Annotated in this window: 18 protein-coding genes and 1 tRNA gene; 10 read left to right on the forward strand and 9 right to left on the reverse strand. The window is 64.3% G+C overall.

The window, feature by feature from the left end; translation table 11 throughout:
• Nucleotides 1–7: 7 nt before the first annotated feature.
• The 4 genes from ASD80_RS07665 to ASD80_RS07680 form a co-directional block, all read right to left on the reverse strand.
• Nucleotides 8–1,201: a class I SAM-dependent RNA methyltransferase gene (locus ASD80_RS07665; RefSeq protein WP_056230942.1), complete on the reverse strand. Its 1,194-nt coding sequence runs from the start codon at nucleotides 1,199–1,201 to the stop codon at nucleotides 8–10.
• 141 nt (nucleotides 1,202–1,342) lie between these two features.
• On the reverse strand, nucleotides 1,343–4,216 hold the full coding sequence (locus ASD80_RS07670) for an FAD-binding and (Fe-S)-binding domain-containing protein (protein WP_082555133.1): 2,874 nt from the start codon (nucleotides 4,214–4,216) through the stop codon (nucleotides 1,343–1,345).
• A 90-nt stretch (nucleotides 4,217–4,306) separates the two neighbouring features.
• Nucleotides 4,307–5,041: a PadR family transcriptional regulator gene (locus ASD80_RS07675; RefSeq protein WP_082555134.1), complete on the reverse strand. Its 735-nt coding sequence runs from the start codon at nucleotides 5,039–5,041 to the stop codon at nucleotides 4,307–4,309.
• Nucleotides 5,042–5,203: 162 nt separating this feature from the next.
• On the reverse strand, nucleotides 5,204–6,190 hold the full coding sequence (locus tag ASD80_RS07680; protein ID WP_156460369.1) for a complex I NDUFA9 subunit family protein: 987 nt from the start codon (nucleotides 6,188–6,190) through the stop codon (nucleotides 5,204–5,206).
• Between the two features lie 144 nt (nucleotides 6,191–6,334).
• Between ASD80_RS07680 and ASD80_RS07685 the strand changes: the two genes are divergently transcribed.
• The 5 genes from ASD80_RS07685 (at nucleotide 6,335) to ASD80_RS07705 (ending at nucleotide 9,863) form a co-directional block, all read left to right on the forward strand.
• Nucleotides 6,335–6,697, forward strand: a complete 363-nt coding sequence (locus ASD80_RS07685; RefSeq protein ID WP_056230944.1) for a GFA family protein — start codon at nucleotides 6,335–6,337, stop codon at nucleotides 6,695–6,697.
• Between the two features lie 57 nt (nucleotides 6,698–6,754).
• Nucleotides 6,755–6,839: transfer RNA gene (locus ASD80_RS07690), tRNA-Leu, on the forward strand.
• 396 nt (nucleotides 6,840–7,235) lie between these two features.
• Nucleotides 7,236–8,492, forward strand: a complete 1,257-nt coding sequence (metK, locus tag ASD80_RS07695; protein ID WP_056230948.1) for a methionine adenosyltransferase — start codon at nucleotides 7,236–7,238, stop codon at nucleotides 8,490–8,492.
• 166 nt (nucleotides 8,493–8,658) lie between these two features.
• Nucleotides 8,659–9,369: a tRNA (guanosine(46)-N7)-methyltransferase TrmB gene (gene trmB, locus ASD80_RS07700; protein ID WP_056230951.1), complete on the forward strand. Its 711-nt coding sequence runs from the start codon at nucleotides 8,659–8,661 to the stop codon at nucleotides 9,367–9,369.
• A gap of 110 nt (nucleotides 9,370–9,479) precedes the next feature.
• Entirely contained in the window at nucleotides 9,480–9,863 is a 384-nt protein-coding gene (locus ASD80_RS07705) for a winged helix-turn-helix transcriptional regulator (RefSeq protein WP_156460370.1), read from the forward strand.
• Between the two features lie 45 nt (nucleotides 9,864–9,908).
• Here ASD80_RS07705 and ASD80_RS07710 read toward each other — a convergent pair whose 3' ends face one another.
• Nucleotides 9,909–10,208, reverse strand: a complete 300-nt coding sequence (locus ASD80_RS07710; protein WP_056230954.1) for a hypothetical protein — start codon at nucleotides 10,206–10,208, stop codon at nucleotides 9,909–9,911.
• 258 nt (nucleotides 10,209–10,466) lie between these two features.
• On the opposite strand from ASD80_RS07710, the gene ASD80_RS07715 reads away from it, so the two are divergent.
• From ASD80_RS07715 to infB, 5 genes are all read left to right on the forward strand, one after another.
• Nucleotides 10,467–11,132 (forward strand): FAD-binding oxidoreductase, encoded by a 666-nt coding sequence (locus tag ASD80_RS07715; RefSeq protein WP_056230956.1) that lies wholly within the window; start codon nucleotides 10,467–10,469, stop codon nucleotides 11,130–11,132.
• A gap of 248 nt (nucleotides 11,133–11,380) precedes the next feature.
• Complete coding sequence (gene rimP, locus ASD80_RS07720; protein WP_056230958.1) at nucleotides 11,381–11,995, forward strand: ribosome maturation factor RimP; 615 nt, start codon at nucleotides 11,381–11,383, stop codon at nucleotides 11,993–11,995.
• Nucleotides 11,996–13,594, forward strand: coding sequence for a transcription termination factor NusA (nusA, locus tag ASD80_RS07725; RefSeq protein WP_056230959.1), 1,599 nt, complete (start codon nucleotides 11,996–11,998; stop codon nucleotides 13,592–13,594). It begins immediately after the preceding gene.
• 28 nt (nucleotides 13,595–13,622) lie between these two features.
• Nucleotides 13,623–14,324 (forward strand): RNA-binding protein, encoded by a 702-nt coding sequence (locus ASD80_RS07730; RefSeq protein WP_056230961.1) that lies wholly within the window; start codon nucleotides 13,623–13,625, stop codon nucleotides 14,322–14,324.
• Nucleotides 14,317–17,154 carry a translation initiation factor IF-2 gene (gene infB, locus ASD80_RS07735; RefSeq protein ID WP_056230963.1) on the forward strand — a complete coding sequence of 946 codons (2,838 nt, stop codon included), beginning with the start codon at nucleotides 14,317–14,319 and terminating at the stop codon, nucleotides 17,152–17,154. Before ASD80_RS07730 ends, infB begins: the two co-directional genes overlap by 8 nt.
• A gap of 337 nt (nucleotides 17,155–17,491) precedes the next feature.
• Here infB and ASD80_RS07740 read toward each other — a convergent pair whose 3' ends face one another.
• The 4 genes from ASD80_RS07740 to ASD80_RS07755 form a co-directional block, all read right to left on the reverse strand.
• Complete coding sequence (locus ASD80_RS07740) at nucleotides 17,492–18,121, reverse strand: L,D-transpeptidase (RefSeq protein ID WP_056231365.1); 630 nt, start codon at nucleotides 18,119–18,121, stop codon at nucleotides 17,492–17,494.
• A 244-nt stretch (nucleotides 18,122–18,365) separates the two neighbouring features.
• Nucleotides 18,366–20,510, reverse strand: a complete 2,145-nt coding sequence (pnp, locus tag ASD80_RS07745) for a polyribonucleotide nucleotidyltransferase (RefSeq protein WP_056230964.1) — start codon at nucleotides 20,508–20,510, stop codon at nucleotides 18,366–18,368.
• 478 nt (nucleotides 20,511–20,988) lie between these two features.
• Nucleotides 20,989–21,258, reverse strand: a complete 270-nt coding sequence (rpsO, locus tag ASD80_RS07750) for a 30S ribosomal protein S15 (RefSeq protein WP_056230966.1) — start codon at nucleotides 21,256–21,258, stop codon at nucleotides 20,989–20,991.
• 133 nt (nucleotides 21,259–21,391) lie between these two features.
• On the reverse strand, nucleotides 21,392–23,104 hold the full coding sequence (locus tag ASD80_RS07755; RefSeq protein ID WP_082555135.1) for a sensor histidine kinase: 1,713 nt from the start codon (nucleotides 23,102–23,104) through the stop codon (nucleotides 21,392–21,394).
• Nucleotides 23,105–23,263: the final 159 nt, after the last annotated feature.

Below are 23,263 nucleotides of genomic sequence, written 5' to 3' on the forward strand. Positions count from 1 at the left end.
TCGTGACTTAGCGCCGAAATGTGGCAGTAATTTCGATATGGGTGGATTGGGTGAACTGATCCACCGCCACGAGGTCGCTCATGGCATAGCCGCCGGCGATGAGAATGGCCGCGTCGCGGGCGAAGGTCCTGCTATCGCAGGCGACCATAACCACGGTCCTGACCTTGGAAACGGCCAGTTCCCGGACCTGCGCCTCGGCCCCGGCTCGCGGCGGATCGAGCACCACCGCCTCATAGGGCAGCTCGAACCGGGTCAGGGGATCGCGAAACAGGTCGCGCGCCTTGGCCGTCATTTCCCGCAGCCCCTTGGTGAAGCGCCGCGCCTTGTCGAGCGCGGCAATGCTGGCCTTGTCACTGTCGGCGGCAAAGACCGGGCGCTGTTCGGCCAGCCGCAGGGCGAAGGGGCCGACGCCGCAGAACAGGTCGGCCACGGTCTTCGCCTTGCCCACGGCAGCAAGCACATAGTCCGCCAGGGCGTTTTCGGCCGCTTCCGTCGCCTGCAGGAAACTGCCGATCGGCAGTTCCACCCTGGCTTTGCCCATCGCCACAATCGGCGGCTGGGCCTGCAACACCATTTCGCCGTTCAGCGCCAGCCGCGCCAGCCGGAACCGGGCAACCAGCGGCGCGACGCGATCGACGCGGGCTTGCTTTCTCTCGGTGCGGATGGCGACATCGAGGCCAACAAGCGTAGCGGTAAAACTCACATCGGCCTCGCCCACCGCCTGCATCACCGCGCGGGCAATGTCCGGTGCCCTGGCCAAAGCCGGCGCCAGGATGGGGCAGGCGTCGAGATCATGCACTTCATGGCTGCGCAGCCGCATATAGCCGGCGCCTTCCTGTCGCGCATGGAGGGTTGCCCGCCGCCGCCCCGCCCCCGAAGCATCGATGAAGCGGGACACCTTGGCGTCGATCCCGGCAAATTGCAGCGGCGTTTCCACCAGGCCGATCTTGAAGGCCTCGTAGCTGGCCCGATCCATGTGCTGGAGCTGGCAGCCGCCACAGGCGCCGAAATGCGGGCAGAACGGCTCGATGCGATTGCGTGCCGGGGTCACCACGCGCAGCAATGTGCCGCGATCGCCTTCGGCTTCGATTTCGACGGTCTCCCCCGGCAGCGCCAGGGGTACGAAGACCTTGCGGCCCTTGACCTCGGCGACACCCTCGCCCTTGTGGCCGAGGCTGGAAATGGTGGCGGTTGTTGTCATGGATGTCCGGGGCCTGCTGGGGTTCGGTAGCTGCCACGGACGTTGGGAGCAAGCACCATCCATCCCACGCACCGCCCGGCTCCTCCCCCACCCTTGATCCCTCCCCGCAAGGGGGAGGGAGACGACTGTGAAGCCGGCTGCTTACCGGCTCGCCCATTCCAGCAGGCTCGCCAGCCCCACGAAGGGTACCCCGGCATGCTCGCTCAATCCCGAGGCGCAGGTCGAGACCGTCGAAACCCCCAGCGTGCATCCCTCCGGAATATCTGCTTTGGCGAACCGCGTTGCGTGCTTGTTCAACTCGGGGAAGAACAGGCCCTTGTCGCCGGCATAGCCGCAGCAGGTGACCGAGGAGAGTACCGCGACCTGGTGGGCGCAGGCGCGGGCGAGGGCTTCGGTCATCGGCTGTTCGGCGAGACGCTGGGCCGAGCAATTGTGATGCACGGCCACGACGGGGAGCTTCTGGCTGATGGTGAGCCGGGGCAGGACGTGGCTCAGCAGGAATTGCGCGGAATCCAGCACCGGGGCATCGCCGGGGAATTCACGCAGATGCTTGGCACAGGTCGAAGCGTCGGTGACGACAGAGAGGCGGCCGGCATCGGAAAGGGCCGAGAGTTCACGCTTGAGGTCGCCGCCCACAGCGGCGGCCTGTTCGGGAAAACCCTTGGACTGGAAGGGCTGGCCGCAGCATTGGCCGTTGAGGTGGTCGGGCACGATGACGTCGAAACCGGCCCGCTCCAGCAAAGCCAGCATGGCATCGGGTACGGCAAGCAGGTTGTACGCGCTTTTCGGCGCGCCGAACATGCGGGTGGCGCAAGAGGGGAAATAGACGATGGATGGGCGCCCGGTCTGGCTATTTTTAGCGCTGGGTGCGCCCGGACCGTGGCGCAGGGTGCGGGAGACACGCGGCACGCGGGTACCGGTCAACCGCCGCGCCGTATCGGAAATGGCTTCCACCGCCGGGGCGGGGATGATGGTCCGGGCTGCATCGGCCAGGGCGACGCCGCCGCGCATCATGGTTTCCACCGCGCCGCGATGATCGGCGGCAAAGCCGGCCACGGAACGGGCCGTGGCGCCCCGCCTCTGCCCGCGCTGGCCTGTTATCATCGTGCCGGTCTCAATGCCGACCGGGCAACGGAGCGAGCAGAGATTGCAGGCGGCGCAGGTATCGAGCCCGGCATATTGGAAGTCATCGTCGAGGCGCTTGAGGCGATCAGGGTCTTCGCCGCTGGCGCGCAGGCGTTCGCGCTCGCGGGTGACGGCGATGCGCTGGCGCGGCGACAGGGTCATCTGGTGGCTGGGGCAGGCCGGTTCGCAGAAACCGCATTCGATGCAGAGATCGACCAGTTCGTCGGCCAACGGCATGAGTTTCAGATGCTTGATATGCACCTTGTCATCCGGGTTGAGCAGCACGCCCGGATTGAGCAGCCCCTCGGGATCGAAGAGGTGTTTTATGCGGTGCATCAGCGCATAGGCCTTGGACCCCCATTCGGCCTCGACAAAGGGGGCGATGGCGCGGCCGGTGCCGTGCTCGGCCTTGAGCGAGCCGCCATATTGCACCGAGACGAGGTCGCTCAGGGCCTTGGAGAAGGCGTCGAACTTTTCGGCCGAGCCGGGCTTGGAAAAGTCGTCGCCCATCTGGAAATGCAGGTTCCCCGCCAAAGCGTGGCCGAAGATCACCGCATCCTCATAGCCGTGTGCGTCAAGCATGGCGCGCAGGTCGACGACGAAATCGGCCAGCCGCTCGATGGGCGCGGCGACGTCCTCGGTCAGCATGATGCTGCCCTTGGGGCGGGCGGCGCCGGCCGAGGCGAAGAAGCCCTTGCGGATATCCCAGAGCGCATGGCTACGGGCTTCGTCGCTGGAAAAATCGACCTGGGTGGCGCCGTGGCGCGTCAGCAACTCCACCGCTTTGGCAACTTCCACCTCGAGCGCCGCTGCATCGGGCGCGGTGACGTCGATCAGCACGGCCGGAGAATTTTCGGTGAGCCAGGGCAATAGCGACGCCATCGGCCCCAGATGCTCCACCGTGGCCAGCGCGCGGCGCTCGATATATTCGGCCGCCGTGACGCCTGTCGTCACCTGCACGCCGCCATTGGCCATTTCGATGATCGCCCGCCCCGCCGATTGCGGATCGGGGAACGGTACCAGGGCCGTCGATTTGAACGGATGCTCGGGCACGGTGTTATAGGTCACCTCGGAAACGAAGCCGAGCGTGCCTTCCGAACCCACCATCAGGTGGATGAGGATATCGAGCGGGTCGTGATAATCGACCAAGGCATTGAGCGAATAGCCGACAGTGTTCTTGATGCGGTATTTGTGCCGGATCAGCGCCACCAGCTCGGCATCGCCCATGACGTCGTGGTGCAGCCGATGCAGGCCCTCCAGCATCGCCGCATGGCTGATGCGGAACGCGTCACGGCTGGCCGCATCGCCCGAATCGAGCATGGTGCCATCGGTCAGCACGATGCGCAGCCGCGCCATGGTGTGGTAGGTATTCTGCGCCACGCCGCAGCACATGCCGGACGAGTTGTTGTTGACCACGCCGCCGATCTTGCAGGTGGCCTGGCTCGCCGGGTCCGGCCCGATCTTGCGGTCGAAGGGCTTCAATGCCCGGTTGGCATTGGCGACGATGATGGCGGGGCCCAGCGTGATCTGTTCGGCGCCGGGATGGATGTCGAGCTTGCGCCAGCCATCGCCCAGCACCGCCAGCACGCCATCGGTCACGGCCTGGCCGGACAACGAGGTTCCCGCCGCCCGGAAAGTGATGGGCAGGGCCTCGGCCCGCGCCGCCGCCATCACCGCGCGTACCTCGTCCTCGGAATTGATGAAGACCACTACCGCCGGGATCAGCCGGTAGGAGCTGGCATCGCCGCTCCAGGCATAGGTCATCAATGGATCGGTGTGGATGGCGCCGCGCACCCGACCCTTGAGGCGGGCGGCGACGCGCTCCCCGGCGGCCTGGCGATCGGGCGCGGAGGGCTGGACGGAATCGGGGATGATGGTGGCTTGCTGCATGGCCAAGCACTAACATGTTAGTGCTTGGCTGCGAAGAGCCTTGTCAGCGATAATGCGGAAAAGAAGGCGGCGGCCCGCCGCCTCCAGGGTTCAGATATCGACGTCGTCGTCGCCCAGTGCTTCAATTTCGGTAGCGGCGCGCTTGAGGATATCCGCAGCGTGGCGCTGCTGATCTTCATTGCCCTTGCGCGCCTTCTTGATGGCGGCCTTGAGCGCGCGGCGGGCGTCGTTGAGCTCGGGCACCACGTCGCGGAGGTCGCGGTCCGCATCATCGGGGCGCGGAGCCCAGCCGGGACCGTGGCCGCGATGGGGCGGGCGGTTGCCGAAATCGGGGCCGTCCTCGCGGCCGAACGGCCAGTCGGCCTTGGCGAATTCGCGGAAGCGGTTCATCTGCTCACCCGCCTTGGCGAGGAAAGCCAAGGTCGATTCGATGGACTCCCGGTTATCGGCCAGATGGCTCCGGCCCTCGTCGGTGATGGTATAGAGCTTCTTGTTGCCATCGGCCTCCGAAGTCACGAAACCGGCCTCTTCGAGGAAGGTCAGCGCCGGATAGACGATGCCGGGGCTGGGCGTATAGAAGCCGGCCGATTTTTCCTCGACCGCCTTGATCAGGTCATAGCCGTGGCGCGGCTGCTGCTCGATCAGGTAGAGCGCGACCAGCCGCAGGTCGCCCGAGGCCAGCATGCGCCCGACACGCAGATTGCCGGCCATATTGCCCCAGCCTTCGCCGCTTTCGACGCCCGCGGCAAAGCGCCCCCAGCCGCGACGCGCCATGGCTTCCATGCGGCGCCAGTTGGGTTCGCCATTTCTCCAATATCCACTCATGATGGGTCTCCGATATATCTTACGTTACATTGGTGTGGCATATCGGTGCCGCTTGTGGCGGTTTCAAGATATATCTTACGATTGTTTTGTCTGCGTCCGACGGGCAACAAAAATCCCGCCCGGCTGTGCCGAACGGGACAATATTGCGACGCTGTTGAAACCCTAGAGGATCGGCGCGGGAGCGTTGTCCCGGTCGAACTGGCCGTGCTTGCGATAGCGATACATATAGGTGGGCAGGATGGCGTCCATCGCCGTCGGCGTGATGCCGAAGGCGGCAAAAGTCCGCTTGTCCTTGATCGCCGCGTCGGAGACGACATTATCGACGCCGAGCAGCTCGACCTGGTCGCCGGTCAGCAAGGGCGGAAATGGCAGGATGGCGAAAGGCAGCGCCAGCAGCTTGGCCAGACCGGCCGGCAGTGGCAGCGTGGGGCGGTTGCGGGCGGCTTCGCGCTGCACGCGGGCGAGCAGCGCCTTGTGGGTCTCGACCTGCGGCCCGCCCAGCTCATAGATGCGCCCGGTCTTGACCCGGCTTTCGGCGGCCCGGACAAAGGCCTCGGCCACGTCGCCGACATAAGCGGGCTGGAAGCGGCTATCGCCCGATATCAGCGGCAGCACCGGCAGCAGGCGCGCCAGCGCGCCCATCAGGTTGAAGAAGCCATCGTCCTGCCCGAACAGGATGGAGGGGCGCATGATGACGGCATTGGGAAAAGCCTTGAGCACGGCGGCTTCGCCGGCCAGCTTGCTGGCGGCATAGGCGCTGACACCGGCGGCCAGGTCGGCCCCCAGCGCCGACATATGCACCAGTGTCGAGACGCCGGCGGCCCTGGCGGCCTCGGCCACATGGGCCGCGCCATCGACATGCACCGCCTCAAAGGTCTGCGCGCCGCGCGAAAAGCCGACGCCGGCCAGGTTGATGACGATATCGACGCCTTCAACGGCGCGGCGGACCGAGGCGGCATTGCGCACATTGGCCTGGATCGGCTGGATTTGCCCGACGCTGCCGAACATCTTGGTATGCCCGGCAAGGTCGGGCCGGCGCACGGCGACGCGAATGCGATGGCCGTTCCTGGCCAGCAATTGCACGATCTGGGTGCCGACAAAGCCCGAACCGCCGAAAATGGTGACGAGTTTGGGTTCGATTCTGTCCATCATGGGCTCCGGCAACAGGCGTCGTTCGTTTCCGCTTCTATCCCAAGGCCGCCGCCGCTGTCGAGGGCCGGCCGCGGGAATCGGCTTGACACACGCCAGCAAAAGTTCTTGTTTCGTTCCAGTCAATCAAAAGGAGGGCGATCCATGCCTGAAAGCAAGACCTATCACGGCCAATGCCATTGCGGCGCGGTGCAATATGATGTGACCACCGATCTCGGCTCGATGGGCGACTGCAACTGTTCACGCTGCCGACGCCTGGGCTGGGTGCTGCAATCGGCACCGGCCAGCCAGTTCACGCTCACCAGCGGCGCGGACAACCTCACGACCTATCAGTTCAACACCGAAAATATCGACCATCTGTTCTGCAAGACCTGCGGCGTGGAATCCTTCGCGCGCGGCCATGATGGCAAGGGCGCCGAGACGGTGATGGTCAATGTCAACTGCCTCGAGCCGCCGGTGGCGGTGGACCGCAACGCCATCAAGCACTGGGACGGCGCAAACTGGTGAGACCGGCAACAAACCCGGTTGACATCGCCCGGCGCTCACCCTAGTTACACCGCGCTTGCCCAGATGGCGGAATTGGTAGACGCGCACGGTTCAGGTCCGTGTACCGCAAGGTGTGGAGGTTCGAGTCCTCTTCTGGGCACCAAGTTTTGGGACCCCGGTCACGACAGATGTTGTGGCCGGGTTTTGGTTTTTGGTCTTGCTGGCGGCCCCGCGTTTCCCCAACCAGATGTCATCCCATCCTTGAGCCGGGATCCATCCTGAGATCCGCACCACAACCGCAAGGTGGATCACGTTTTCCATCGAGCACGCTCACCCATCTCAGGATGGGTCCCCGCTTTCGCGGAGATGACTGTGGTTGGGGGAAGCCGTGGCATTCCCTTCCCACCGGCGAGCACGCGCACCAAACCATGCTTCAAAACGGTGCGTGAAGGCATAAAGCTTTCTTTATATCCCGCTTGACCGCGGCGGCTCGGAGTGTCACAAACACCCCGGAATGGCTCATTTTGAGCGTTTTTTGACAGATTCAGGGGATTTTCGGTTGGCGCGGTCTTCTTATCTCTTCACTTCCGAGTCGGTTTCCGAGGGGCATCCGGACAAGGTTTGCGACCGGATTTCCGATGAAATCGTCGACCTGGTATTCCGGGAGGCCAAGAAGGCAGGCATGGATGCCAGCCAAGTGCGCATTGCCTGTGAGACGCTGGCCACTACCAATCGCGTGATCATCGCCGGCGAAGTGCGCGTGCCCGAAACCCTGCTCAAGAAGGGCAAGGACGGCAAGGTGCTACTCGACAAGTCCGGCGCACCGGTGGTCAATCCTTCCAAGTTCAAGTCGGCGGCGCGCAAGGCCATCCGCAGCATCGGCTACGAGCAGGCGGGCTTCCACTGGAAGACGGCCAAGATCGACGTGCTGCTGCATGGCCAGTCGGCCGATATCGCGCAGGGCGTCGACGAAGCGGGCAACAAGGATGTGGGCGCGGGCGACCAGGGCATCATGTTCGGCTATGCCAGCCGCGAGACCCCCGAACTGCTGCCGGCGCCGATCTACTACGCCCACAAGATTCTCGAGACCCTGACCACGGCGCGCAAAGCCAATCACGGCCCGGCGGGCAAGCTGGGGCCCGATGCCAAGAGCCAGGTCACGGTACGCTACGAAGAGGGCAAGCCGGTGGGCGTGACCCAGATCGTGCTATCGACCCAGCACCTGGACGAAACGCTGACCTCTTCCGATGTGCGCGCCATCGTCGAGCCCTATATCCGCGAAGCGCTGCCGGAAGGCTGGATCGATGCCAGGACGGTCTGGCACATCAATCCGACCGGGAAATTCGTGGTCGGCGGCCCCGACGGCGATGCGGGCCTGACCGGCCGCAAGATCATCGTCGATACCTATGGCGGTGCGGCCCCGCATGGCGGCGGCGCCTTTTCAGGCAAGGATCCGACCAAGGTCGACCGCTCGGCAGCCTATGCGGCGCGCTATCTCGCCAAGAACGTGGTCGCCGCGGGCCTGGCCGATCGCGCCACGATCCAGCTCAGCTATGCCATCGGCGTGGCGCAGCCGCTGTCGATCTATGTCGACCTGCATGGCACCGGCAAGGTCGAGGAATCAGTGGTGGAAACGGCTCTGGGCAAGGTAATGGACCTGACGCCGCGCGGCATCCGCACCCATCTCGACCTCAACAAGCCCATCTATGCCAAGACCAGCGCCTATGGCCATTTCGGCCGCAAGGCCGGCCGCGACGGCAGTTTCTCCTGGGAAAAGACCGACCTGGTCGGGGCGCTCAAGGCTGCGGTGAAGTAGGCGTAAGGCTGTTCCCACCCACAATCGCCTCCCCCGGACTTGATCCGGGGGTCTTTCGTCGCGTGTGCCGTGCTGATAGTGACCCGCGGATCAAGTCCGCGGGAGGCGCCGGTGGGGATTGGCTATCGTGCCCCATTATCCGACGCGTTTATCGAGCGCTGCAGCCATGACCAAGCCAGACCATCAACTCCCCAAGACCCGTTCGGGGGAGCCGCGCGCCTTTTTCGGGCGGCGGTCGGGCAAGAAACTGCATGGCGGGCAGCAGGCGGTGTTCGACGCCACCCTGCCCGCGCTGGAAATCGAGCTGACTGGCAAGCTCGATCCGCGCGATCTGTTTCCCGATGCGGAACGCATCATCATCGAGATCGGCTATGGCGGCGGCGAGCACCTGGCGCTGGAGGCCGGGCGGCATCCCGACACCGGCTATATCGGCTGCGAGGTGTTTACCGGCGGCATCGGCAAGATGGTACAGACCATCGCCGCGGAGGGCCTGAGCAATATCCGCCTCTTTACCGACGATGCGCTCAAGCTGCTGCTGGAGCTGCCCGATGCCTCGGTGGATGAAATCTATCTGCTCTATCCCGACCCCTGGCCCAAGACGCGCCATCACAAGCGGCGGTTTGTCTCACCGACCACACTAGGCGAGCTGGCGCGGGTAATCCGGCCGGGCGGGCAGTTCCACTTTGCCAGCGATATCGAGGATTATGCCGATTGGACCCTGGCCCATATCGTGCGGGCACCGAGCTTCCGGTTTGCGCCGGAAAAGCCGGGCGATTGGCACCAGCCCTATCCCGGCTGGCAGGCGACGCGCTATGAGCAGAAAGCGCGCCGTGAAGGGCGCCTAGTGAGCTTTTATTTCAGCTTCACACGGGTTTAGTCACCCACTTTGATCGCTGTCATGTCAAAGTTTAATGGCCGCCTGCACTGGTAGCGTCACAATCGCGCCCCATATGCGAACCTCGACCCAAAATGTTTTCGAGGCGCGCCATGTCCAGTTTGTCCAAGTCCAACCGGCACGAAAACGATGTGCTGATGGTCAGACCCGGCAAGTGGACGCTGACTATTGTCACCATGTTGCGCACCGAAACCCTGCGCTTCAACGAGCTGAAACGGGCGGGTGGCATTTCCCAGAAGACGCTGACGCTGACCCTGCGCGAGCTGGAGCGTGACGGCTTCATTACCCGCACGATGTTTGCGACCATTCCGCCCCGCGTCGACTATTCGCTGACCGAGCTGGGCCATGAATTGCTGGAGCTGGCCGACAGTATGCGGATGTTCGCGGATCGCAATCGTGAACAGATTCTGGCGGCCCGCAACCGCTTCGACCTGACGGGCGGCGATCCGGCCATCCGGCTCATGCACGCCCAATAGGCTACGGGCGCCGCCGGTGAACCGGCGGCGCCGTGGGCAGAACGCCTAGAGCTGAACCTGCTCAAGCGAGCCGGGCTTGAAGAACTGCATGGTCTGGCTGCCGTCTTCGAGCGTGACATAGGCGCGAATCAGGCCGCTCCAGTCTTCGACGGCGGTGGCGTTGACGCCCTTCTGCTGCAGCTGGCTGAGAACCGAATCAGCGATGAATGCACGCATCTCGGTCGAGCCGCCGCCAAAGACGGTGTCGATGTTGGTTTCAACAGGTGCCGGAGCCGCGAAGGCGGGAACGGCAGCGCCACCCAGCGAGGCGGCGGCGACGAGAGCGATAATGGTGTTCTTGATCATTTCGGTGTTCCTTTCGTTTGAACACAGCGGAAATGATCCTGCCCGACTGTCCCCGCAAGACGCGATATCAGCTATTCGGGCCCTTGAAGTCCGATCGAACATCGCGAGAGTTTTGCCAGGGATATCAAGGCGTTTGCGAGAACCCCGGTTTCTCGGAGGCTACCATGTAGCTGGCGAGCGACCCCAGGCGCCGCGGGCGTTCGAGTGGGGCGGAACCATTGCGGCGGCACCGCGTCTAACAGGCACAAGGAGATCGCCATGCCCACGCGCGTCCAGATTCTGAAGACCGAGATGGTCACCCACAATGTCCGTCACTATCGCGTCGAAAAGCCGAAGAATTTTCATTTCGGCCCCGGACAGGCCACCGAAGTCAGCATCGACAAGCCGGACTGGGGGGACAAGAAGCGGCCCTTCACCTTCACCTCGCTGATGGACGAGCCCACGTTGGAATTCACCATCAAGAGCTATCGCGATCATCCGGGCGTCACCAATGCGCTCTGGGGCTGCGAAGCGGGCGATCACCTGCTGTTGCGCGATGTGTGGGGCACGATCCAGTACAAGGGACCCGGCACGTTCATTGCCGGCGGTGCCGGGGTGACGCCCTTCATCGCCATCTTGCGCAACCTCAATACCAAGGGCGGATTGAAGGGCAATCGGCTGATCGTTTCCAACAGAGAAGAGAAGGACATCATCCTGCGCGACGAATTCGAGGCGATGGACGGGCTCGAGACGCTGTGGACGGTGACCGATGATCCCAAGTCGGGCATGCTGCAGGAGCGGATCGATACGGCATTCCTCAAGAAGCATATCGCCGACTTCAACCAGCACTTCTATCTCTGCGGGCCGGACGCCATGGTGGCGGACCTGCGGGCAGCGCTGGAGGAGCTGGGCGCCGATGTGGCCAGCGTGACCTGGGAGAAATAGGGACACGCCCTCGTGGTTCGAGGCGCTGAAGAAGCGCACCTCACCATGAGGGCTACTGATACATCTTAGCTAGAAGTAGTCCTCATGGTGAGGCGGGAGCGCAGCGACCCTCGAACCATGAGGGCGTGGCACCGCTGCGGCTACCCTTGCCACATCCGGCCAACGGCGCTATATAGGCGCCAACATCTCAGCAAGTTTGCAGAGTGGGAGCCGCCCGGCCCCGCTCTTTTTTATTACCGAAGGGGCCGATGAGCTTCGATCTCACCGAAAAACGCTACATCAAGGAAACGGGCCTGGAAGCCCGGGTTTCCCGTATCGTCGAGCCGGTGGCCAATGGCCTGGGCTTTTCCCTGGTGCGGGTGAAGATCACCCAGGAAAACGGCATGACGCTGCAGATCATGGCCGAGGACGAAAACGGGCGCTTCACCATCGTCAATTGCGAGACGCTGAGCAAAGACCTCTCGCCGGTGCTTGACGTGGAAGATCCGATCGACCGCGAATATCACCTCGAAGTCTCCTCGCCCGGCATCGACCGGCCGCTGGTGCGTCGGCGTGACTTCGAAAGCTATATCGGCCATGAGGCCAAGATCGAACTGGCCGACATGATCAATGGCCGCAAGCGCTTCCGCGGCTTCATCAAGGGCGTGGACGACGAGGCGGTGACCATTACCCTGCCCGACGCGCCCGGCGGCACCGACCCCGACCATCGCCTGCTGTTCAGCACCCTGGCGGAAGCCAAGCTGGTGATGACCGATGCGCTGATGGAAAAGGCGCGGCTGGACCAGGAAGCCCACCCCATCGACGACGAAGACACCGAAACCGTCGAATACGACGATACTGAAGACTCCCAGGAGATCCACTAAATGGCCGTTAGCGCGAACCGCCTTGAGCTGTTGCAGATCGCAGATGCCGTTGCCCGCGAAAAGTCGATCGACCGCATGGTCGTGATCGAGGCCATGCAGGACGCCATGGAAAAGGCCGCCAAGGGCCGCTACGGCGCCGAGACCGAGATCAAGGTCGAGATCAACCCGCGCTCGGGCGAAACGCGTATGTGGCGCCTCCTGGAAATCGTCGAGGACGTGGAAGAGCCCAGCCGCCAGATCGAGCTCAAGCATGCCCAGGCCAAGTCCGCCGAAGCCAAGGTCGGCGACTTCCTGACCGAGCCGCTGCCGCCGATGGAATTCGGGCGTATCGCCGCGCAGTCGGCCAAGCAGGTCATTGTGCAGAAGGTGCGCGATGCCGAGCGTGAGCGCATGTATGACGAATATTTCAACCGTATCGGCGAGATCGTCAACGGCACGGTCAAGCGCGTCGAATATGGCAATGTGATTGTCGACCTGGGTCGTGGCGAAGCCATTATCCGCCGTGACGAGCTGATCCCGCGCGAAATGTTCCGCTATGGCGACCGCGTCCGCGCCTATGTCTATGACGTGCGCCGCGAACAGCGTGGCCCGCAAATCTTCCTCAGCCGCACCCATCCGCAGTTCATGGCCAAGCTGTTCATGCAGGAAGTGCCTGAAATCTACGATGGCGTGATCACCATCCGCTCGATTGCCCGCGATCCGGGCTCGCGCGCCAAGATCGCCGTGACCTCCTCGGACAGCTCTATCGATCCGGTCGGCGCCTGCGTCGGTATGCGTGGTAGCCGCGTGCAGGCCGTGGTCGGCGAGCTGCAGGGCGAAAAGATCGACATCATTCCGTGGACCGATTCGATTGCCGACCTCGTGGTCAGCGCATTGCAGCCGGCCGACGTGGCCAAGGTGGTGCTGGACGAGCAGGCCGAGCGCATCGAGGTGGTGGTGCCCGACGAGCAGCTTTCGCTCGCCATCGGCCGTCGCGGCCAGAATGTGCGCCTCGCATCGCAGTTGATCGGCTGGGATATCGACATCCTGACCGAGCAGGAAGAGAGCGAACGCCGGCAGAAGGAATTCACCGAGCGGTCGAGCCTGTTCATGGCTGCCCTTGACGTTGACGAGATGGTTGCCCAACTACTGGCTTCGGAAGGTTTTTCCTCGGTTGAGGAACTGGCCTATATCGACGCCAATGAAATCGCGTCGATCGACGGGTTCGATGAAGAAACCGCCGGCGAAATCCAGAACCGCGCTGCCGAATACCTGGCGGCCATCGACAAGGCCCATGACGAAGAGCGCAAGGCGCTCGGCGTCGAGGACGAGCTTTACGAGATTGCCGGCCTGACGGCGGCGATGCTGGTGGCCCTGGGCAAGGAAGACATCAAGACGGTGGAAGACTTTGCCGGCTGCGCCGCGGACGACCTGATCGGCTGGAGCGAGCGCAAGGACGGCGAAACCAAGCGTTTCGAGGGCACGTTCAAGGATTTCCCTGTGAGCCGCGAGGAAGCTGAAGACATGATCCTGCAGGCCCGCATCAAGGCCGGCTGGATCAACGAAGAAGACCTGCCGCCGGTCGAAGGCGACGAGTATACCGAAGAGGCTTCGGCCTAAGGGCCGAATCCCGGCGAGGGCACCAGAGATGGCCCGGCGCGAAGAAACGACTCGCATATGCGCGCTGACACGGGCTGAAAAGCCCGTGGCGGAGCTGATCCGTTTCGTGCTCGGGCCCGACGGTGTTTTGGTGCCCGATACCGAGGCCAAGGCCGAGGGCCGCGGCGTGTGGATCAGCCTCAGCCGCGATGCGGTGGCCGAGGCGGTCAGGAAGAAGGTGTTCGCGCGCAGCCTCAAGAGCGAGGTTCGCCTGCCGGACGACCTGCCGGGACTGACCCAGGTCAGGCTGGAACAGCGGTATCTCAATGCGCTGGGCATGGCGCGCAAGGCCGGGCAACTGACCTTTGGCGCCACCAAGGTCCGCAGCCTGATCGAGACGGGCAACCTGATTGCCCTGATCACCGCTACCGACGCCGCCGAAGACGGGCGCAGCAAGATGGTCGGGCCGCTCAAGGCGCTGCATTACGCGGCGGCAGAAGAAGAAATAGACGGCTTCGAAGTGCCCCATTTCGAATTGCTCTCCTCAGAGCAAATGGGTTTGGCACTCGGGCTCGAAAATGTGATACATGCTGCCCTCACGAGAGGGGCGGCAGCCCAAGCGGCAGTGGAAAAGGCCCGTAGACTGGCCCTTTACACCGCCAAACCGACGGAAAAGGACACCGACCGCCTTGCGGTTGACGGTGACCTTTTGCCCGAGGCCACCGACGAAAGACGCGAGATACATGGCTGATAACGACGACAAGCGCACCGACGACACTGGCGCGAAGAAGACGCTGACATTGAAGGGCGGCCCAGGCCTGGGCAACCGTCCGGGCATGTCGCGCGGTCCTTCGCGCTCGACGGTTGTCGTCGAGAAGCGCACGCGCCTGGTTCCCAAGCCCAATGCTCCGAGTGCTCCGCATCGGCCGCAGCCCGGTGCCCCGACACAGGGTCAGCGTCCCGCTGCCGGCCGTCCGGCGCCCGCGCCCCGCGCCCCGCTCGGGCTGAGTGCCGCCGAAGCCGAAGCGCGCCGTCAGGCGCTGGCTTTGGCCGGCGCCCGCCAGGCCGAGGACAAGGAACGTTTCGCTGCCGAAGAAGCGCGCCGCATGGAAGACGATGCGCGCCGCCGTCAGATTCGCGAAGAGGCCGAGCGCGCTGAAGAGGAACGCCGCCAAGCCGAAGGCGGAACGCCCGACCCCGTCGTCAATGCAGCACCCGAACCTGCCGCGCCGCAGGCCGCGCCCGCTGCCGATCCACAGCCCGAAACGCCCTATACCCCGGCATCGCAGCGCAATCCCGGTCCGTCCAGCGTGCGCGTGGTTGCCGGCCGTCCCGGGCAACCGCCGCGTCCGACCCGTCCGGCCGGCGAACGCCCGAGCGGCAATACCCGCCCCGAAAGCGAACGCGGCGCCAATGCACTGATCCGTCCGGGCACCGCCGGTGCGCGCCCCGGTGCGCCCGGCGCCCGTCCTTCGGGCACAGCCGGCCGTCCGGCCGGCGAACGTCGTCCGCCCGGCTCGGGCATGGCGCCGATCGGCAATGTGCCGCCGGCACCGCCCAGCGAAGCCGATGGCCGCAAGGTCCGCACCGGTGCGCCGCAGGTTCGTCCGACGACCGAGGCCGAACTCGAAAATGCACGGCGCGCGTCAAGGGCAGCGCCGGAGCGGCCGACGCGCCGTGCCGGCGACGACGCCAATGCCCGCGGCCGCCTGACGGTGACCAATGCCGGCGCCGAGAGCGATCGCGATCGCGGTCCTTCGCTCGCCGCCATGCGCCGCCGCCGCGACAAGAAGATGGGCCGCAACCAGCAGGATGCGCCCAAGCTCAGCCGTGAGGTGACCATTCCCGAAGCCATCACGGTGCAGGAACTGGCCAACCGCATGGCCGAACGCTCCGTCACCGTCATCAAGATGCTGATGCAGCAGGGCCAGATGGCCACGATCAACGATGTGCTCGATGCCGATACGGCCGAGTTGATCGCCACCGAGCTGGGCCACACGGTCAAGCGCGTGTCGGAAGCCGATGTCGAAGAGGGGCTGTTCGATATCGCCTCGGACGACAAGGCCGAGGATCTGACCGATCGTGCGCCGGTGGTGACCATCATGGGTCACGTCGACCACGGCAAGACCAGCCTGCTCGACGCGATCCGCGAGGCCAATGTGGTGTCGGGTGAAGCCGGCGGCATTACCCAGCATATCGGCGCCTATCAGGTCGAAAGGAACGGCAGCAAGATCACCTTCCTCGATACGCCGGGCCACGAAGCGTTCACCGCCATGCGCGCCCGCGGCGCCCAGGCAACGGACATTGCCGTGCTGGTGGTGGCGGCCGATGACGGCGTGATGCCGCAGACGATCGAATCCATCAAGCATGCCAAGGCGGCCGGGGTTCCGATCATCGTGGCCATCAACAAGATGGACAAGCCGGAAGCCAACCCGACCCGCGTCCGCACCGAGCTGCTACAGCACGAAGTGTTCGTGGAATCGATGGGCGGCGACGTGCTGGACGTGGAAGTTTCGGCCAAGACGCAGGCCGGTCTCGACAAACTGCTCGAAACCATCCTGCTGCAGGCCGAAGTGCTTGAGCTCAAAGTGGCCCGCGACGGGCGCGCCGAAGGCCTGGTCATCGAAGCCAAGCTCGATCGCGGCCGCGGTGCGGTGGCGACGGTGCTGGTGCAGCGCGGGACGCTGGCCATCGGCGACATCCTGGTTGCCGGCACCGAATTTGCCCGCGTGCGCGCCCTGATCAACGACAAGGGCGAGCAGGTCAAGGAAGCCGGCCCCTCCATTCCGGTGGAAGTGCTGGGCTTTACCGGCGTGCCGTCAGCGGGCGACCGCTTCTCCGTTGTGGAAACAGAGGCACGGGCCCGCGAAGTCACCGAATATCGCCAGCGCGCCATCCGTGAAAAGACGGCCGGCGGCGGCGCCACCAGCCTCGAGCAGATGATGAATCAGCTCAAGGTGGCCGGCATCGCCAAGTTCCCGCTGATCATCAAGGGCGACGTGCAGGGGTCGGTCGAAGCCATCGTGGCGTCGCTCAACAAGCTCTCGACCGACGAAGTGTCGGCGCAAATCCTGATGAGCGCGGTGGGCGGCATTACCGAATCCGATGTCACGCTGGCCTCGGCTTCGAACGCCATCGTCATCGGCTTCAACGTCCGCGCCAACAAGCAGGCCACGGACCTGGCCACCCGCGACGGCATCGAAATCCGCTACTACAACATCATCTACGACCTCGTGGATGACGTGAAGAACGCCATGAGCGGGCTGCTCAAGCCCGAGCGGCGCGAGACCTTCATCGGCAATGCGGAAATCCTCGAAGTCTTCCAGATCACCAAGGTCGGCAAGGTCGCCGGCTGCCGGGTCACCGAAGGCATCGTTGAACGCGGTGCCGGCGTGCGCCTCATCCGCGACAACGTCGTCATCCACGAAGGCAAGCTCAAAACGCTCAAGCGCTTCAAGGACGAGGTCAAGGAAGTCCAGACCGGCCAGGAATGCGGCATGGCCTTCGAGAATTACGAAGACATGCGCCAGGGCGACGTCATCGAATGCTTCCGCGTCGAAACGGTGCAGCGCACGCTGTAAGGCTTCGGACCGTGGATGGAAAAGGGCGCGGTGCAGACCGCGCCCTTTTTCGTTGGGCAGATCACATAGCTCCCACCCACAGTCGCTTCCCGCGGACTTGATCCGCGGGTCACTCTCCGTTCGGTATGCGTGACGAAAGACCCGCGGATCAAGTCCGCGGGAAGCGACTGTGGTCGGGGGAAGGCGCCAGTATCCAGCAAAAAGCCCGCCCCTGTTCGGGAGCGGGCCTTCTCATTTCATCTCCGGGCCTTTGTCGCGGCAGCAGGAAACTTTGCTTCGGTGACTACGGATTCCGAAACAAGGCGCCCCGCTGCCGCGGCAGCGACCCGGCAGAGGGTCAGGCGTTGATCACCACGACCTTGGCGCCCACCGGCACGCGGGCATAGAGATCGATGATGTCCTGGTTCATCAGGCGGATGCAGCCCGAGGAGACATTGGTGCCGATAGTGTAAGGCTCAGTGGTGCCGTGCAGGCGGAACAGCGTGTCGGCGCCGTTCTTGTAGAGATAGAGCGCGCGCGGGCCGAGCGGATTGGTCGGGCCGCCCTCCATGCCGCCGGCATAGGGGCCATAGCGGTCGGGCTCGCGGGCGATCATCGAGCGGGTCGGCGTCCAGCGCGGCCACTGGGCCTTGCGGCCAATGGTGGCGGTGCCGCGGAAGACCAGCGATTCGTCCTTGCCCACGCCGATGCCATAGCGGAGCGCGCGGCCCCCCTCGAGCACCAGGTAGAGGAAGTGCTGGGGTGTATCGATAACGATCGTGCCCGGCCGCTCATTGGTCATATAGGGCACTTCCTGGCGCCACCATTGAGGATCGACACGGCGCAGGTCCATGGCGGCGACTGGGTGCGGTTCACCGAGCACGGCGCCATACATGCGCTGGTAATAGGGGTCGATCATCGGCTCCTGCACAACCGGGGTGCGGGTGGAGGAGCAGGCGGCGAGAGCGACGGCGGGCAGGCCGATCATGAACAGGCGGCGAGACAGCAAGGCAGTTCCCTGGGTAAGCGGTGACGCAATTTATCTTGGTCGGCCAGTGGGTAAGCCGTGGCCGGGAGGTTCGCTAGTGCAGGAAAGCCTCACTCGCCCAACGGGCAGCCCAGGATAGGGTTCCTCTCCGCAATGTGATGATCCGGGTGTGTTGCAAGCCCGCAACACAATAGAAAAGGCCCGGATCGCTCCGGGCCTTCGCAGCATATCTGCCGATATCGACTTATTCGGCCGCGGCTTCCTCGCCCCTGGCGATTTCCTTGCCGGTGGCCTGGTCGACGACCTTCATGGACAGTCGCACCTTGCCGCGCTCGTCGAAGCCCAGGAGCTTCACCCAGACCTTGTCGCCTTCCTTGACGACATCGGTGGTCTTGGCAACGCGCTCGGCGGCGAGCTGGCTGATATGCACCAGGCCGTCCTTGGCGCCGAAGAAGTTCACGAAGGCGCCGAAATCGGCGGTCTTGACGACGGTGCCCTGATAGATGGCGCCCACTTCGGCTTCGTCGGTGATCGACTTGATCCACTTGATGGCGGCTTCGATCTGCGAACCGTCCGACGAGGCGATCTTGATGGTGCCGTCGTCGTCGATGTTGATCTTGGCGCCAGTCTTTTCGACGATCTCGCGGATCACCTTGCCGCCGGTGCCGATCACTTCACGGATCTTGTCGGTCGGGATCTTCATGGTCTCGATGCGCGGGGCGAATTCACCCACTTCCGAACGGGACGCGGTGATGGCCTTGGCCATTTCGCCCAGGATGTGGACGCGGCCGCCCTTGGCCTGCTCGAGGGCGATCTTCATGATCTCCTCGGTAATGCCGGCGATCTTGATGTCCATCTGCAGGCTGGTGACACCGGCTTCGGTGCCGGCCACCTTGAAGTCCATGTCGCCGAGGTGATCTTCGTCGCCGAGAATGTCGCTGAGAACAGCAAACTTCTCGCCTTCCAGGATCAGGCCCATGGCGATACCGGCGACCGGACGCGCCAGCGGCACGCCGGCATCCATCAGCGCCAGCGAAGTGCCGCAGACGGTGGCCATCGAGGAGGAGCCGTTGGATTCGGTGATCTCGGACACGATGCGGATCGTGTAGGGGAACTCCTCGACCGACGGACGGATCGGATTGATGGCGCGCCAGGCGAGCTTGCCATGGCCGATTTCGCGGCGGCCCGGGGACCCCATGCGGCCAGCTTCACCCACCGAATAGGGAGGGAAGTTGTAATGCAGCAGGAAGTTCTGCTTCTGGGTGCCTTCGAGCGAGTCGATATACTGCTCGTCTTCGCCGGTGCCGAGGGTGGCAACGACCAGCGCCTGGGTTTCGCCGCGGGTGAACAGGGCCGAACCATGGGTGCGGGGCAGGACGCCGACTTCGGATACGATCGGGCGGACGGTCTTGAGATCGCGACCGTCGATGCGCAGGCCGGTATCGAGCACATTCCAGCGCACGATCTTGGCCTGCAGGTTGTGGATCACTTCGCCGAGGTCTTCGGCGGAGACTTCACCGGCCTCGACCTTGGCAGCAAAGGCTTCCTTGACGGCCTTCTTGGCGGCGTCGACGGCAGCGTAGCGCTGGGCCTTGTCGGTGATCTTGTAGGCGGCGCGCAGGTCCTTTTCGGCAACCTTGAGCACATCGGCTTCGAGAGCCGAATAGTCCGGGGCCTGGAAGTCGCGGGGTTCCTTGGCAGCCAGTTCGGCCAGCTTGATGATGGCCTGGATGACCTTGCGGCTTTCGGCATGGCCGAACATCACGGCGCCGAGCATGACTTCTTCGCTCAGTTCCTTGGCTTCCGACTCCACCATCAGCACGGCGTCTTCGGTGCCGGCCATGACGAGATCGAGCTTGGACTCGCTGCGACGATCAACGGCGAGGTTCAGCACATATTCGCCATCGACATAACCGACGCGGGCAGCGCCGATCGGGCCCATGAAGGGGACGCCCGAAATGGTCAGGGCAGCCGAGGCGGCGACCATGGCCAGCACGTCGGGATTGTTTTCCATGTCATGCTGCAGAACGGTTACGACCACCTGGGTCTCGTTCTTATAGCCTTCGGGGAAGAGCGGGCGGATCGGGCGGTCGATCAGGCGCGAGGTCAGCGTCTCGTTCTCGGTCGGACGGCCTTCGCGCTTGAAATAGCCACCCGGAATTTTGCCGGCGGCGAAGTATTTTTCCTGGTAGTTGACGGTCAGCGGGAAGAAGTCCTGGCCCGGCTTGGCCGACTTGGCGCTGACGACGGTGGCGAGCAGCACGGTCTCGCCCAGGGTGGCGAGCACGGCGCCATCGGCCTGGCGGGCCATCTTGCCGGTCTCGAGCGTCAGGGGCTGGCCGCCCCAGTTGAGCTCGACCTTATGGTAGTCAAAATTGATCGTGGACATATCTAGTCTTTCCATTCTGCCGGTGAGCGGTAACGCGGGGCGTAGGACAATCCCGCGAACTCGTCCGGTGCGCCCGCACCTGGCTCTGCACCCCATGTGCAGTCCAAGCTCAAAATCAGGCGCTGTTTACGTCTGGCGGTGACGAAACATGGGCAAGACAACAAGCAGCTCCCACACTTGAAGTCTGGGTGCCTCACGGGATCAAAACCAAGCAGATGATTTTGCGAGCGTGAGGCGAAGGAGCGGCCAATAATCCTGCCATGCTCCGGCAATCGCCGGTCTACGCTTCCAGCACCTTGATCTTCACGTGAGAGCGGCCTGCAAAGCCCGGTTTTCTGCGCTTCCGGTGCTCACGTACCAATGTACGCTCCGCTCCGGTTCTCGAAAACCGACCTTTTCGGCTCGCCCTGACGTGATCTCAAGGCGCCGGCGACAGATGCGGAAATGAATCCCCGCATCCGCAATTCGGTTGCGCGCTTTAGCGGCGCAGGCCGAGCTTTTCGATCAGGGTCTTGTAACGGCTGTCGTCGACCTTCTTGACGTAGTCAAGCAGGCGGCGACGGGTCGAAACAAGCTTCAGCAGGCCGCGGCGGGAATGATTGTCCTTGCCATGGCCCTTGAAGTGTTCGGTGAGGTTGGCAATGCGTTCCGACAGGATGGCAACCTGGACTTCCGGCGAACCGGTATCGTTCGGCTTGGTTGCGTATTCCTGGATCAGTTCGGTCTTGCGCTCAGCAGTAATCGACATCGGGCATATCCTTTACAAAGGAGGATCGGGTCGCCCCGGCCGGGATGTCGTCCAGGCGGGGCCGTGAATGCGCCGGACCCGCGGGCCCGAGGCTGGCGTCCCTATAGTGCAAACAGCGCCGCAATACCAGAATTTATTCGGCCGGCGACTCTTCGGTCGGCACCGGCACGGCCGTCGGGTCGAGGGCGCTGAGCGGAATGAGAAACCGCCACTCCATGCCGTCGTCGTGGCAACGCCGCTCCACTTCGGCACCCAGCGAGCGGCCGACCATGGATTGCAGGACGGTGGTGCCGAAACCGACACGGTCGGTTGAAGTGGCGAGCTGCGGCACGGTCTCACGCCAGTTGAAGTCCAGCCGGTGATCGACAATGCGCCAGCGCACTTTCAGCGTGCCACGCTCACCGGCGAAAGCCCCGTATTTGACGGCATTGGTCGATAGTTCGTGCACCGCCATGCCCATGATCTGGGCCGCCTGCACGTTGAGCCGCACCACGGGTCCGGCCACGTCGACCCGCGCCGCGTCGGGCGGGCTGAACGGGGTGATCTGGCTTTCCACCAATTCCCCGAGCAGCACGCCGGCCACGCCATGGGCCAGCAGCAGGTCGGTAGAGCGGGCCAGGCCGAGAATGCGCCGCTCGAAACCCTGCACATAGCTGTCGACATCGTCGGCGCCGCGGGCGGTCTGTTTGGCCATGGCGGCAATGACGGTCATCTGGTTCTTGGAGCGATGCGCCAGTTCGCGCATCAGGAAGCGCACTTCGTTTTCGGCCGCCTGGCGCGTGGCCGAGGCCGCGGCCAGAGCGACGGACACTTCGGCGATTTCGGCAACCGGATAGGCCCTGGGCGTCACGGCCTCGCCCCGGCCGAGTGCCTGGGCCTCGCGGCGCAGGCCGCGCACCGACCGGGCGACGCGCTGGGAAATCAGCAATGCCGCGCCGGTGGCGAACAGGGCGATCAGGGCGCCCCAGGCCGCCAGCCAGAGCCGGCTGTCATCAAGCGGCCGGCCCACGATATCGGCCGAAGCCCAGGCCACGACGCGCCACCCCGAGAGCGGCGCCCGGCGCTCAGCCGTCACCACGGTCTTGCCATTGAACAATTCGCGCCGCCACTGATCGGGGGCAGCGTCGGGTACGGGATGGCGTACCGGCAGCGTCGTGCCCGGTTCCAGTTCCGCCTCCGGAGTGGCGGCGATCACCACATTGCCGTTATCCACCAGCGCGGCGTGCCAACCGGCGGGCAATTGCCGCGCCTGCAGGGCGGGGGTCAGCCTCGCCGCCTCCTGCGTCAGGCCGAGCAGGGCCACGCCGGACGGCTGGCGGGGCAGGGCCACCAGGACATTGAACAGGGCCCGCCCGGTTACCTTGCCGATGAACAGGTTGGAAACCGCTACGCCGGCATCGAGCGCCCGCAAGGCCGAGGCCGGATCGGATGTCTGCCCCGTCGAGGTGCCAAAGGGCATGTCGGTATTGAGTATGACCACCAGGTCGTCATCGAGCGCGATCAGGTCGGCGCCCATCTGTTCGAGCGCCACCACGGCCCTCTGGCGGAAATCGGCCAGCCTGCCGCTATGCAGCAATTCGGAAGTGGACAGCACCCGCAACGTGGTGAGCATCCCGCCCACCTCATTGTCCACGGCCTGGGTCATGGCCTCGACCGTCGCGGTGGTCAGCGCCCGGATCGTCTGCTCCTGCGCATCATTGTTGCGATTGAGCAGCACCAGCGATACCGCCAGCGCCGGGATCAGAATGACCAGCATCAGGGCGACAAGATAGAGCACGACAGGCCAGGGCCGCCGGCCAATAGCCGGTGCGGCCCTCTCCGCCTTGTCTCGCGTCGCCCCCACCATGCCGCGCTTTCCGCGGCCGCAATCGCACTCTGCCGTTCAGCCGCAGCCAACCATAGCGCCAGACCCCTTCCCCCCGATAGCGGCGGCAGCAGTCTTTGTGCAAATGTTTGACAAGGCTGGCAGAAATGCCACGTCCGGGTTTGCCCGCACCTCGCCGCG

It is taken from the genome of Devosia sp. Root635, from assembly GCF_001427605.1.
GTDB lineage: Bacteria > Pseudomonadota > Alphaproteobacteria > Rhizobiales > Devosiaceae > Devosia.